Source organism: Streptomyces sp. NPDC023838 (genome assembly GCF_040639555.1).
GTDB lineage: Bacteria > Actinomycetota > Actinomycetes > Streptomycetales > Streptomycetaceae > Streptomyces.
In genome coordinates, this window is sequence record NZ_JBFAAD010000003.1 from 17,926 (window position 1) to 30,528 (window position 12,603).

The window sequence follows — 12,603 nt, forward strand, 5'->3', positions numbered from 1 at the left end:
GGTGGGAGGTGTGGTGGTGAACGCGTACGACTGTGACGTGCTGGTGATCGGCGGCGGGATCGTCGGCCTGTCGACGGCGTATGCCCTCGCACAGGCCTCGCCCGGGACGCGCGTGACGGTCCTGGAGAAGGAGGCGGGCCCGGCCCGCCACCAGACCGGGCGCAACAGCGGAGTGATCCACAGCGGGATCTACTACCGCCCGGGCTCCCTCAAGGCGCGGTACGCGGTGCGGGGCGCGGCCGAGATGGTGGCGTTCTGCGCGGAGCAGGGCATCGCCCACGAGGTGACCGGCAAACTGATCGTGGCGACCGGCCGCGAGGAGCTGCCGAGGCTGCACGGGCTGGCCCAGCGCGGCCGGGAGAACGGGATCCCGGTGCGCGAGCTGGGCCCGGCACAGATAGCGGAGTACGAGCCGGAGGTCCGGGGCCTGGCGGCGATCCACGTCGGCACGACCGGGGTGTGCGACTTCCCGGCGGTCGCGGCCCGCCTGGCCGAGCTGTCCGGCGCGGAGATCCGGTACGGGACGGAGGTGGTGCGGATATCGCGCCGCCCCGACGCGGGCGTGGCGGTGCGCACCTCGACCGGGGCGGTGCTGCGGGCGCGGGCGCTAGTGAACTGCGCGGGGCTGCACTGCGACCGGGTGGCGCGGCTGGCCGGGGACGAGCCGGGGGTGCGGATCGTGCCGTTCCGGGGCGAGTACTACGAACTGGCGCGGCCCGGCCTGGTCAAGGGGCTGGTGTATCCGGTGCCGGACCCGGCGTTCCCCTTCCTCGGGGTGCATCTGACCCGGGGAGTGGGCGGCGGCGTCCACGTCGGGCCGAACGCGGTGCCGGCGACAGCCCGCGAGGGCTACGACTGGCGCACGGTCCGCCCGGCCGAGCTGGCCTCCACCCTGACCTGGCCCGGCTCCTGGCGCATGGCCGCCCGCCACTGGCGGTACGGGGCGGGCGAGATCCACCGCTCGCTGTCCCGCCGCGCCTTCACCGAGGCGGTCCGCCGGCTGCTCCCGGCGGTCACCGAGGCGGACCTGCACCCGACCGCCTCGGGCGTGCGCGCCCAGGCGGTGCTGCGCGACGGCACCCTGGTGGACGACTTCCTCATCCGCGAGGCCCCCCGCACGATCCACGTCCTGAACGCCCCGTCCCCGGCGGCGACCGCGTCCCTGCCGATCGGCCGCGAGGTGGCCCGACGGGCGCTGGGGGTGCTGGGGGCGGCGCGGGTGTGAGCGGGCGGCCCCGGGAGCCGGGCACGTAGAATCCCGTCATTGTGTCTGAGCAGCTCCCCGCCCCCGTCCCCCGCCCCAAGGGCGAGCCCCGGTTTCCCGGGGGTCCCGTCGCCGACCCCGCCGGGTCGCACCACGAGCGGCGGATCCGCAGTTTCCAGCCGCGCCGCAGCAGGGTGACCACCGGCCAGGGCGAGTACCTGGAGCGGCTGTGGCCCCAGTGGGGGCTCGACATCGACGGGCGCGGCACGCTCGACCTGGGCGAGATGTTCGGCGGGCTGCCCGTCGTCCTGGAGATCGGCTTCGGGATGGGCGAGGCGACCGCCGAGATGGCCGCCGCCGATCCCGGCACCGGCATCCTCGCCGTCGACGTGCACACCCCCGGCCAGGGCAACCTCCTCGGGCTCGCCGAGCGCGGCGGCCTCACCAACGTGCGCGTCGCCAACGGGGACGCGATCATCCTGCTGCGCGAGATGCTGGAGCCGGAGTCGCTGGACGGGCTGCGCGTCTACTTCCCGGACCCCTGGCCCAAGAAGCGCCACCACAAGCGCCGCATCATCCAGCCCGACTTCCTCACCCTCGCCGCCCCCCGGCTCAAGCCCGGTGCCGTACTGCACTGCGCCACCGACTGGGAGCCGTACGCCGAGCAGATGCTGGAGGTGCTGAACGCGCACCCGGCGTTCGAGAACACCCAGCCGGACGGCGGCTACGCGCCCAGGCCCGGGTTCCGGCCGCTCACGCGCTTCGAGGGGCAGGGCCTCGACAAGGGCCACGTGGTCCACGACCTGCTCTTCACCCGCGCCGCCGAGCTGCCCCCGGAGCCGCACGCCGAGCAGCACCCCGGGCAGCGCTCGGAGCAGTCCTCCGAGCAGCCCTCCGCCTGACCGCGACCCCACGCACCGTCGCGCATTGTCCGTACCCCTCGTTAGGGTCGTCTGGTGTCGTCCGAGTCGCTTCCGCAACGCCAGCCGCCGGGCCCGCTCCAGCCGGTCCCGGAGCGCGGCGCCGAGCCGCGGTTCGACGCCGTGCCCGAGCGCGCCAAATGGCGCTACCGGCCGCGGCGGGACTTCTGGCGCTCCAAGGCCGTCCGGGCCGGCGCGCTGATCACCCTGCTCGCCCTGTGCGGACTGGTCATCCTCGCCATCGTGCGGGAACAGACCGGCACCGAGGGGTTCCTGGTGGGGCTCGCGCTGGCCGTGCTGCCCGTGCCGCTGCTCGCCGCCGCGTTCCGCTGGCTCGACCGCGTGGACCCGGGCCCGTGGCGCAACCTGCTGTTCGCCTTCGCCTGGGGCGCGTGCGCCGCCGCACTGGTGGCGATCATCGCCAACTCGTTCGCGACCAAGTGGATAGCCACCGCGACCGCCGACCCGTCCTCCGCCGACCACCTCGGCGCGACCGTCATCGCGCCGATCGTCGAGGAGAGCGCCAAGGCGGCGGCCGTGCTGCTGCTCTTCCTGTTCCGAAGACGGGATTTCAAGGGGATAGTCGACGGCGTCGTCGTCGCGGGCTTCACCGCGACCGGCTTCGCCTTCACCGAGAACATCCTCTATCTGGGCAACGCCTTCGGCGAGGACCAGGTCAGCCACACCGCGGGCCTCTCCTCGACGACCGCGGCGACGTTCTTCGTACGGATCGTGATGTCGCCGTTCGCGCACCCGCTGTTCACGGTGTGCACCGGCATCGGCTTCGGGGCGGCCGCGCTCGCCGCGCCCGGCCGCCGCTGGCGCCGTATCGGTCTGCCGCTGCTCGGGCTGCTGTCCGCGATGGGGATGCACGCGCTCTGGAACGGCTCGTCGTCGTTCGGGACGTACGGGTTCTACCTCGTCTACATCGCGTTCATGGTCCCCGTCTTCGGCCTGCTCACCTGGCTGGCGGTCTGGAGCCGCCAGCGGGAGCTGCGCACGGTCGCGGCCGAGCTGCCCGCGTACGCGGCGGCGGGCTGGCTGGGCCCGGCCGAACCGCTCGCGCTCTCCTCGATGCGGGCCCGCTCGATGGCCCGCGACTTCGCGCACCGCACCTACGGCGGCAAGCGGGCGGCGCGGACGGTCGCGGAGTACGAGGCCTTCGCGACGGCCCTGGCGTTCCTGCGCCGCCGGGCCCGCCGCGCCCAGGCAGGACCGGACTTCACCGCCCGCGAGCAGGAGCTGCTGCACCACCTGTGGGCGCGCAGGGAGGTGGCCGGGCCCTCGCTGCTGTACGCGGCGGGCGCGGCGGGCCGCATCTGGATCCCGCCCCAGCCGTACCCGTACGGACACCGGGCCGCCCCGTACGGCTACCACCAGGAACCGCCGTACGGCTACAACCAGGCCTCCCCGTACAACCACAACCAGGCCTCCCCGTACAACCACAACCCCTATCTGCGCGGGGGCGGCTGAGAGGACCGCTGCTGCGGCCGCCAACGCCCAGGCCGCCAAGCCCCAGGCCGACGAGACCTGGGCCGCCAAGACCTACGCCGAGGCCGTCTTCAGCTCGCTCAGCTCCGCGTCCGTGAGCTCCAGCTCCGCGACCGCGAGGAGCGCGGGCAGCTGCTCGACCGTACGGGCCGAGGCGATCGGGGCGACCACGGTCGGCTGGGCCGCGAGCCAGGCGAGCGCGACGCTCGCGGGCTCGGCGCCATGGGCCCGGGCGATGCGGTCGAGCGCGGCCAGCACCTTCGTACCCCGGTCGGTTTCCAGGTGCTTGGCGGCGCTCCCGGCCCGCGCGCTGTCCACGTTCTGGCCCGGGCGGTACTTGCCGGTGAGGAACCCGGAGGCGAGCGCGAAATAGGGAACCGCGGCCAGGCCCGAGCGGGCGGCGGTGTCCTGGAGGCGGCCCTCGTAGGTGTCGCGCGAGACCAGGTTGTAGTGCGGCTGGAGGGCGACGTACTTGGTGAGGCCCTCGCGGTCGGAGAAGTCCAGCGAGTCCTGGAGCCGTTCCGGGGAGATGTTGGAGGCGGCTACGGCGCGCACCTTGCCCTCCCGCACCAGCTGGTCGAGGGCGGTGACGATCTCCTCGACCGGGACGGACTCGTCGTCGAAGTGCGTGTAGTACAGGTCGATGTAATCCGTGCCCAGCCGGCGCAGCGACGCCTCGGCGGCGGCCTTGATCGTGGGGGCCGCCAGCCCCTTGAACCGCGGGTGGGCGCCCGCCTTGGTGGCGACGACGACGTCCTCCCGGTTGCCGCGCTCGGCCAGCCACTTGCCGATGATCTCCTCGGACTCGCCGCCCTCGTTGCCGGGGACCCAGGACGAGTACGCGTCGGCGGTGTCCACGAAGTTGCCGCCCGCCGCGGTGTAGGCGTCGAGCACCGCGAACGAGGCGGCCGCGTCGGCGGTCCAGCCGAAGACGTTGCCGCCGAGGGCGAGCGGGAAGACGGAGAGGTCGGAGGAGCCGAGGGGGCGCAAAGAGGTCATGGGGGGTGCAACGGGCGGGCGGGCCACGGCTATTCCGCGCCCCCGCCCGCGTCCCTGCGGCGGACTTACGGGTTGAGGCCCTTCGACTGCAGCCACCCCATCGGGTCGATGCCCGTCCCGCCCGGAGTGTGCACCTCCAGGTGGAGGTGCGGGCCCGTCACGTTGCCGGTGGCGCCGACGCGTCCGATCGTCTCGCCGGTCGTCACCTTCTGGCCCGCGCTGACGGCGATCGACGACTGGTGGCAGTACCAGAGCTCGGAGCCGTCCTCCAGCTCGATGACCGTGCGGTAGCCGTACGAGCCGGACCAGCCCGCCGACTTGACCGTGCCGCCGTGTATCGCCTTGAGCGGGGTGCCGGTCGGGGCGGCGAAGTCGAGGCCGGTGTGGTGGCCGGAGGACCACATCGAGCCGGCCTCGCCGAACGTCGAGGTGATCGTGTACGAGGCGACCGGGAGCGAGTAGCTCTTGGCGAGCTCGGCGAGCCGCTCCTCCTCCGCCTTCTTGGCGGCGGCCTCCTCGGCGGCCTTCTTCTCGGCCGCCGCCTTCTGCTCCGCGGCGCTCTGCGCGGCCTTCGCCTCGGCCGCCGCCTTCTGTGCCGCGGCCTTCTCGGCGGCCGCCTTCGCCTCGGCCTCGGCGTCGTTCTGCTGCTGCTCGGCCTGCTGGAGGATGCGGGCGCGCAGGGCCTCGCCGGCGCCGGTGGCGCCCTGTTCGGCGTCGGCCCGGGAGACGCCGGCCATGGTGAGGGGGGCGCTCGCGACGGCCTGGTCGGCCCGGTCGGCCGGGGAGGGGTCGGCCTTCTCGTCGCCCGCGATGTCGGAGATCAGCGTGCCCACGCCCGGCAGGGACTTGACGTCGGGGAGGTTGTTCGCGACCGAGTCGGGCAGGGATATGGAGACCGGCGGCTTGGTCTGGGCGCTGGCCATGCCGCCCGCGCCGACGGCCGCGATGACGCCGACGCCGAGGACGGTTGAGCTGCGGGCGAGTCCGCCGCGCTGCTTGGCGACGCGGTGTCTGCCGCGTACGGAGCGCACGGACTCCTCGGTGGGGTCCCACTCCTCCCACACCTCGGTGTCACTGGGCGCGGGCCCGTACAGGGAGACGGGGGGAACCGGCGGGGTGCCGAGGGCAGGCTCGTTGGACGCCACGGAGGCGCACTCCTTTCCTTCCTTCTCGCCTACCGGGTTAGCTGACGGGTTCGGAGCAGGAAGGTCTCCTACGGGCACCTTTCGAAGGTGCAAAGGTGCCCGATTCACCCCAAGTTGGTGGTTCCCCGGTTCCCTCGCGGGATTCGGCGCACGCGCGCGGTGCCGCCTATGACGACGGCTGGGACGACCGCGCTGCGTTATCGAACGTTAATAGACAGCGGGACCGGATTCCAAGCTGTTCCCGGTGATCGTTGGGGACAACTGATGGCGGTGTGTCAACTGTTGCGCGCAGGGAGGTTGTTCGACTACGCGCCGTCACGGCACCACGGGCATCGTCCGCCGCCGCTCCGGCTGCCGCTCGCCGGGCCGCCCCACCGCGAGCAGCGCCATGTCGTCGTTCGCACCCCCGCCCGTATGTCTGCGCACGTCGTCGACGAGCGCGTCCAGGACCTGGGCCGGTCCTGGGAAGATGCGGCCGCGCAGCCGCTCGTACGGGTCGTAGAAGACCCCGGGCGGATCGATGGAGCGCGCCTCGGAGAGGCCGTCGGTGTAGAAGAGCAGCGTCGCCCCGGCCGGGAAGGGGTACGCGTCGGCCCGGTCCGGCCACACCCCCAGGTCCGCCATCCCCAGCGGCAGGGCCGGGTCGGTCGGGGCGAGGACGTCCACCGCCCCGTCGGCGTGGAGCAGCAGCGGCTCGGGGTGACCCCGGTTCACCAGGCGTACGGACCCGGCGCCGCGCGGGATCTCGGCGAGCACGGCCGTGGTGAACCCCTCGACGGCGTCCAGACCGTCGCGCCGGGCGCCCTCCCGGGTCAGCGCGCGCTCCAGCCGCCCGGCCACCGCCTCCAGGGTCGTCTCCTGCTCGGCCGCCTCCCGGAACGCCCCGATGACCACGGCCACCGTCTCCACCGCCTCCAGCCCCTTGCCCCGCACGTCCCCGACGACCAGGCGCACCCCGTACGGCGTGTCCTGGACGGCGAAGAGGTCCCCGCCGATGAAAGCGCCGGCCTGGGCCGCCTCGTACCGCGCGGCCACCTGGAGACCGCCGATGCGCTCAGCGGGCGTGGGCAGCACGGCGCGCTGGGCGGTCTCCGCGATGACCCGTGCCGAGGCGAGGCGCTCGCCGCTGCGGCGCAGCATGCGGTTGGTGAAGAGGGCGAGCACGCCGACGGTGGTGACGGTGAACAGCTCGCTGACCGCCTCGCCGGTACTGGGGATGTCGTGCAGATACTCCGTGAGCAGCACCGCCGCGACCGCCGAGGCGCCCGCGACGGCCGTGCCGAGCGGGCCGAAGAACGGGGCCGCGATCAGGGGCGCGGCCGCGAAGAGGGCGGCGGCGGTCAGGTCGGGCGGCGTCGCCGCGTCGAGGACGATCCCGGCGACCAGCAGCACCAGGGGCAGCGCGCGCGCCAGGGCGAGCCGCCGGGAGCCCTCCCGGCCGCCGCCGTCCGATCGCTGCCGCACCTGTGTGGTCTCCTGCCCGTCCGCATGGGCCGCCGACGTTCCGCGCCCCACCCAGGGTGTCCGGCTCGGCCGCGCGCGGCGAGCCCACCTCGGCCAACCGGGTGCGGCCTCAGCGCCCCGCCGCAGCGCCCGCCTCAGTTGCCCGCCTCAGTTGCCCGCCCTAGTGCCGGTCCGCGCCCGTGGCGATCAGCCGCGCCCGGCACCGGCGGGGCCCCGCCCGGCCCCGTACACACGTCCCCCGGGCGTGGCGCCGGGCCGCCGGGCCGCCGTGCACGGAAGGGACGCCGCCCCTGGCGTACGAGGGCGGGGAGACCCAGGGCGGGGCGGGCGACAGGGGCAGCGACAGGGACAGACACATCAGCAGCCCGCACAGGGCGACGAACAGCGGCACCGCGGGCACCTTCCGCCGCGTCGCCGCCCGCAGCAGTCCCGCCAGACGCTCGCGCATAGCACACGTGAGACTACTGTACGTGGGCACCTCGGTCGGCGGGGTGACGGTCGGCCTACACCTTCGGGCGTCGCGGTGCACGCGTCCGTCGGCGCAGGGCCGGGGGAAAGCCAAAGGCCCGGCACATTTTCATGTGCCGGGCCCAAGGACTTCAGTAGCGGGGACAGGATTTGAACCTGCGACCTCTGGGTTATGAGCCCAGCGAGCTACCGAGCTGCTCCACCCCGCGTCGGTAAACACAACTGTACGGCATGCGGGGCGGTGCTCCGAACCGGTTAACGGGGGACGCTCACGGGGACCTCTCCCTGCCGGTCAAACGGGGGCGCTCACGGGAACCTCTCCCTGCCGGTCAAACGGGGGCGCTCACGGGAGCCTCGCCGTGGCTCCCTCCGCAGGGCGTTTCTGCGGGCGGTCCGCTCAGGCCGCTTCCCAGTGGCCCCGGGCCGCCGCCAGCACGAACCCCGGACCGAAGCCGATGATCAGGCCCGACTGCCGGTCGCCGGGGGCTTGCGCGTAGGTGCGGGCGAGGACGTCGAGGACGGCCGAGCCGCCCAGGTTCCCGTTGGCCGCCAGGCTCGCCCAGGCGTGCCGCAGATCGCCGTGGTCGCGGTCTCCGTTCAGGCCGAACCCGGCGGCCGCGTCCTCCAGGACCCGGGGCCCGCCGGGGTGGACGACCGCGAATTCGAGGGCGCGGCCGCTGCCGCCGAGCCATTTGCGTACCGCCGGGAGGCTGTCGTTGAGCGCGGCGGTGGCGGCGGACGTGGAGTCGAAGTGCAGCCCGGCGCCCGAGAGGCGGCCCCGGTAGCGGTCGATGCTGTCGGGCAGGACGTACTCGAAGGTGTCCTCGATGACGAACCCGGGCCCGCTCCAGGTCGGGCTGCCCGAGACGACGACCGCGCCCGAGCCGTCCCCGAAGAGCACCTTGTAGATCATCGATTCGCGGCTGGTGTCGCTGTGGTTGTACGTGGCCGTCGACAGGCACTCGGCGACGACGACCAGGACGTGCGAGCCCGGGTGCGCGGCGATGTCCTGGTGCGCCCGGACCAGGCCGTGCGCGCCGCCCGCGCAGCCGACGGTCGACATGGGGACGCGGCGTACGTCCGGCCGCAGGCCCAGCTCCCGTACGAGGGCGACGTCGAGGGACGGCACGGTCCAGGAGGTGGTGTGGCTGGTGACGAGGCAGTCGATGTCGTCGGGGGCGAGGCCCGCGTGGACCAGGGCCTGTCGCCCGGAGCGGACCGCGAGCCCCAGCGCGTCCTCGTACGCCGTCCTGTTGCGCTCCTCGATGGTGGCATTTCCGGCCACGGTCGGGGCGTCGAGGGGGCGGGTGAAACGGCGGGTGCGGACGGTGGTGGCCCGGGCGATCCGCAGGTGCGCCTCCAGCCGCGGCCGATCGGGGTTGGCACGTCGGATGTCCGCGCAGATCTCATCCGTGGCGATGACGTGGTCCGGCAGCGCTATGGCAGGGAGGGCTATGTGAGCGGGCACGAGTGAGCTCCCTCGGGTGGCCGACGAGCGAAACCTCAACCTACTTGAGACGGCTGGAATTCGTCCCTGAGAATTCGAACAGAGCTCAGCCGGAGGGAGTCGTTCCGCGCGCTGTCCCGCCCCCGGGACCCGCCGGTCGTACGCTCAGCTCGTCAACGGCGCGCTCAGCACGGGGTGACGGCTGACGAGCGACGCCCCCGGGGTGTAGAGCAGCAGCATCACCCGTGCCCCGGGCGAGGTGACCGGCTCGGCCACACAGGTCGTCACCCATCCGGGCCCCAACTGGCTGTGCCTGATGGGCCGTTCGGAGCCGTCGGGGTACGGGATCGGGGTCGCCCCGGTCTCCCGGTAGAGCGGCCCGGCGACGGGATCGGCCTGCACTTCTTCCTCCAACCGCCGCAGCTCCGCGTGGTTGGGCCGCATTTCCACCCCGTGCCGCAGCTGCGGCAGCACCATGGGCGCCCACCGCTGCGCCCAGTCCGTCAGGACGTCCTCGCGCGCCTCGGGCTCGAGGGTCATCCACCGCATGGTGTTGGCCGGAACCTCACCCCGCGGGAAGAGCGCGGCGAACTCCGCGTTGTGGGCGAGCAGGTTCCAGGCGGCGTCGGTGATGTAGGCCATCGCCCCGTCGATCTGCTCGACGACCCGCTGCCAGACACCGGGCACCGACATGCCGGAGTCGCGGTGCAGGGTGTACGGCGGGTACTCGCGCCGGGTGAGCCGCCAAAGGAACGTCCACTCCTGCTCGTTGAGGCGCAGCGTGCGCGCCACGTTCGTCAGAAACTCGGCGGTGGGGTTGAGCTGCCCGTTCTCGAACCGGTTGTACGTGCCCGGGGTGCGCTCCAGAAGGATGTCCATCTGCTCCTGGCTGAGCCCGGCGACCCGTCGCCCCGGCCCCGCCTGACGCGGCGGAAACCCGGCGGACTCCGGGTGGATGGCGGCGCGCCGCTCCTGGAGGAGGGTCTTGAGAGACATGCGGTCACGGGTGGCGAGCGGCAAAGCGGGACCTTCGTTCACGGGGGGACGGGGACGAACGGCTGTCGTCGCGGCGGGGACGACGGGGTGTGGGGGCGTGAGGGCGTGACGACCTGAGGGCCTATCGGTCCGCCGGTGTATGGGGCCTGCCGGCCATAGACCTGCCGGCCTGCCGGTCCGCCGGTCCGCCGGTCCGCCGGTCCGCCGGTTATCGGTCTGTCGGCCTCTCGGTCCGTCGGTCTGTCGGGGGCGCTCCCCTCTCACGAAAGCCGCTGCCCGGAGTGCCGGGGCGGCCCGGGGCCGGATGTTGATGGCTGGATCATTATCTGCAATTCGACCCCCTGGAAAGGGGGCGGGGTACCCCTCCAGACTGTTCCGCACGAAGCCCTCACGGGCTCGTACGTATCGGACCAGGTGAAAGCGGTTGCTTGGTGTCTTCTAGGACGCCGCGCCCCGCCCCTTCACCCGGGACGCGGCGGATGTCCCTGTGCCGCGGGGACGGCCGGCGTACACGTACCCCGAACAGCGGCCGGTGTCGACAATCGCCAATACGTCGCGTCCTCGACACCGGCCGCCCGCGGCACGCCGGAGAGCAACATTCCCCCGTCTCCGGCCAGTCCCGGCATGCGGGCCGGGACTGAAACGGCCGGCGCCGTGGAGCCCGCCCCCTCTTGGGCGGCCCCACGGCGCCGGCCGTGTTTTTGGTGCGGGTGGCGCTGCCGGTGAGGTGGTGCTGCCGGTGAGGCGGCCCCGCGCGCCTTGGAGATGTGAGTAGCGCCTCGTACACCTTCGGCGTGGGCCGTGAGCTACAGACGATGCTCGCCGAGCTGCACGGGCACCGGGCCTGGTATGGCTACGACGGCGGGCGCATCGCGGAGGGCCGCGCCGCCTGCATGGAAGCCCTCGCCGCGGCGCAGCTCGTCGACAACCCGCTGCTACAGGTCTCCGTGCTGGAGACGCTCGTACTCCTCGCGGTCAAGGCCGGCCGGTCCTGGGAGGCTGCGAGTGCCGTCGAGAACGCCTACCGCCTCGCGACCCAAGCAGGGGCAGGTGCGACGGTGCACCTCGTGATCGCGCTGCGCGATGCCAACGTCGCCACGCACGCCGGGGACCTGCCGGGCGCCCGACGCGCCCTGTCCCGCGCCGTCAGCTACCAGGGGCGTGCGGACGCCGACACGGACGTGCCCAACTGGGCCAAGTTCGTGGGTCCGTTCGAGGTCGACTACGCCACGGCGGACATGTACGTACGAGCAGATCAGCCCAAGCGCGCCGTGCCGTTCCTCCGGGCGGCCGTGCGCGGCATTGGCGGTGGGCTCGCCCGGAACAGCGCCTCGTACCGCGTCAAGCTCGCCGGTGTACTCCTCGCCGCGGGGGAGGTCGACGAGGCGTGCGCCGAGGTGGGCGGCGTGCTGGATACCTGGGGAGGCATCGCCTCGCCCCGGCTGCTGTGCAAGGTGCACGATTTCCAGCGGGCGGCCGGGGTAGTCGACAGCCCAACCGCCCGCGAGTGCGTGGCACGTATCCGCGAAACCGTGTGAGAGGGCCGCCGGATGAGTCAGCCAGCACAGGCCAGCGTCGAGCAGCTCGACGGGCCGGCCGCCGCCAGGGCCGAGGAAGCGTTCCGTCTGGTCTACGCCGAGGCGTTCGCCGAGCCGCCGTACGACGAGACCGAGACTGACGTCGCAGCCGCGTTCCGCCGCTTCCGGTCGCAGACTCGCAAGGCCACCTTCCGCGGCGCCCTGGCGAGCACCTCGGACGGCGAGGCCGTCGGCATGGCGTACGGCTACCCACTCGGGCCGCAGACGGGCTGGTGGGACCAACTGACTGTGCCCGTGCCCGACGAGATGCGGCGCGAGGACGGCCGCCGGACGTTCGGCCTGATGGAACTCGCCGTGCGGGCCGCATGGCGCAGGCAGGGCATCGCCCGCCGCCTGCACGATGCCGTCCTCTACGGCACCGAGGCCGAGCGGGTCCTGCTCAACGTCCACCCGGACAGCAAGGCGGCCGTGGCCACGTACCGGGCATGGGGGTACCGCAAGATCGGCGATGCCCGCCCCTGGGCGGGCGCGGACCTGCACGACGTGATGCTGCTCGACCTTCACTGAGCTGCCGAGGCCGCGGTAAGGCTGGTCCCGCGGCAGGCCGTTCGTACCGCCGGGCTCACCTCGGGCTCACATCAGGGCACGGGACGCCGCGGGCACGCCAAAGCGCCCCACCCGAAGAAGTCGGATGGGGCGCTTTGGCGCAGGTCAGAGGAAGGTTCCTCCGCCTCGCGAGCAGTAGGCCATGTCGGACTCGAACCGACAACCAACGGATTAAAAGTCCCGGCAAGATCATGCCGGGTAGTTTTGACTGCTCCCCCCGCCGTCCTGTTTTCGCTGGTCAGCGAGGACCGGCTTGCTGGTAGGTCCGGCCCCGGATGGCGTGTGCTCGCGCGTCCGCTCACGCATCGCTCACGCATCGCTGGTC

At 73.1% G+C, this 12,603-nt stretch carries 11 protein-coding genes, 1 tRNA gene and 1 riboswitch; of the genes, 5 read left to right on the forward strand and 7 right to left on the reverse strand.

From position 1 onward, the window contains the following. Positions 1 to 10: 10 nt before the first annotated feature. Genes lhgO through AB0G17_RS04355 form a run of 3 tightly spaced genes read left to right on the forward strand, consistent with a single transcriptional unit; the run spans position 11 to position 3,597 of the window. Entirely contained in the window at positions 11 to 1,225 is a 1,215-nt protein-coding gene (gene lhgO, locus AB0G17_RS04345) for an L-2-hydroxyglutarate oxidase (RefSeq protein ID WP_361375380.1), read from the forward strand. Between the two features lie 41 nt (positions 1,226 to 1,266). After that, on the forward strand, positions 1,267 to 2,106 hold the full coding sequence (gene trmB, locus AB0G17_RS04350; protein ID WP_361375382.1) for a tRNA (guanosine(46)-N7)-methyltransferase TrmB: 840 nt from the start codon (positions 1,267 to 1,269) through the stop codon (positions 2,104 to 2,106). 54 nt (positions 2,107 to 2,160) lie between these two features. Further along, a complete protein-coding gene (locus tag AB0G17_RS04355) occupies positions 2,161 to 3,597 on the forward strand; it encodes a PrsW family intramembrane metalloprotease (protein WP_361375384.1) in 1,437 nt (478 codons plus the stop codon). Positions 3,598 to 3,669: 72 nt separating this feature from the next. Here the strand turns inward: AB0G17_RS04355 and AB0G17_RS04360 are convergent, their stop codons facing one another. From AB0G17_RS04360 to AB0G17_RS04390, 7 genes are all read right to left on the reverse strand, one after another. Continuing rightward, the gene (locus AB0G17_RS04360) at positions 3,670 to 4,614 is read right to left on the reverse strand and encodes an aldo/keto reductase (protein ID WP_361375386.1); all 945 of its coding nucleotides are present in this window, start codon (positions 4,612 to 4,614) and stop codon (positions 3,670 to 3,672) included. Positions 4,615 to 4,679: 65 nt separating this feature from the next. Next, the gene (locus AB0G17_RS04365) at positions 4,680 to 5,708 is read right to left on the reverse strand and encodes a M23 family metallopeptidase (protein WP_361376257.1); all 1,029 of its coding nucleotides are present in this window, start codon (positions 5,706 to 5,708) and stop codon (positions 4,680 to 4,682) included. 62 nt (positions 5,709 to 5,770) lie between these two features. Beyond that, positions 5,771 to 5,918: riboswitch (cyclic di-AMP (ydaO/yuaA leader) on the reverse strand. 156 nt (positions 5,919 to 6,074) lie between these two features. Continuing rightward, on the reverse strand, positions 6,075 to 7,223 hold the full coding sequence (locus tag AB0G17_RS04370; RefSeq protein ID WP_361375388.1) for a PP2C family protein-serine/threonine phosphatase: 1,149 nt from the start codon (positions 7,221 to 7,223) through the stop codon (positions 6,075 to 6,077). 160 nt (positions 7,224 to 7,383) lie between these two features. Beyond that, positions 7,384 to 7,671, reverse strand: a complete 288-nt coding sequence (locus tag AB0G17_RS04375) for a hypothetical protein (RefSeq protein WP_361375390.1) — start codon at positions 7,669 to 7,671, stop codon at positions 7,384 to 7,386. Between the two features lie 155 nt (positions 7,672 to 7,826). Next, positions 7,827 to 7,900 (reverse strand) — tRNA-Met (locus tag AB0G17_RS04380). Positions 7,901 to 8,088: 188 nt separating this feature from the next. Beyond that, on the reverse strand, positions 8,089 to 9,159 hold the full coding sequence (locus AB0G17_RS04385; protein ID WP_361375392.1) for a PhlD: 1,071 nt from the start codon (positions 9,157 to 9,159) through the stop codon (positions 8,089 to 8,091). Positions 9,160 to 9,303: 144 nt separating this feature from the next. Then, positions 9,304 to 10,134, reverse strand: coding sequence for a helix-turn-helix domain-containing protein (locus AB0G17_RS04390; RefSeq protein ID WP_361375394.1), 831 nt, complete (start codon positions 10,132 to 10,134; stop codon positions 9,304 to 9,306). Between the two features lie 767 nt (positions 10,135 to 10,901). Between AB0G17_RS04390 and AB0G17_RS04395 the strand changes: the two genes are divergently transcribed. Both AB0G17_RS04395 and AB0G17_RS04400 read left to right on the forward strand, forming a co-directional pair. Continuing rightward, a complete protein-coding gene (locus AB0G17_RS04395) occupies positions 10,902 to 11,672 on the forward strand; it encodes a hypothetical protein (RefSeq protein WP_361375396.1) in 771 nt (256 codons plus the stop codon). Between the two features lie 12 nt (positions 11,673 to 11,684). Next, a complete protein-coding gene (locus AB0G17_RS04400) occupies positions 11,685 to 12,239 on the forward strand; it encodes a GNAT family N-acetyltransferase (RefSeq protein WP_361375398.1) in 555 nt (184 codons plus the stop codon). Positions 12,240 to 12,603 lie beyond the last annotated feature (364 nt).

Bases quoted from the DNA above. Each gene is read 5' to 3' on its own strand.
- AB0G17_RS04360 (WP_361375386.1), bottom strand. From the start codon at position 4,614: ATGACCTCTTTGCGCCCCCTCGGCTCCTCCGACCTCTCCGTCTTCCCG.
- AB0G17_RS04390 (WP_361375394.1), bottom strand. From the start codon at position 10,134: ATGTCTCTCAAGACCCTCCTCCAGGAGCGGCGCGCCGCCATCCACCCG.
- AB0G17_RS04375 (WP_361375390.1), bottom strand. From the start codon at position 7,671: ATGCGCGAGCGTCTGGCGGGACTGCTGCGGGCGGCGACGCGGCGGAAG.
- AB0G17_RS04400 (WP_361375398.1), top strand. From the start codon at position 11,685: ATGAGTCAGCCAGCACAGGCCAGCGTCGAGCAGCTCGACGGGCCGGCC.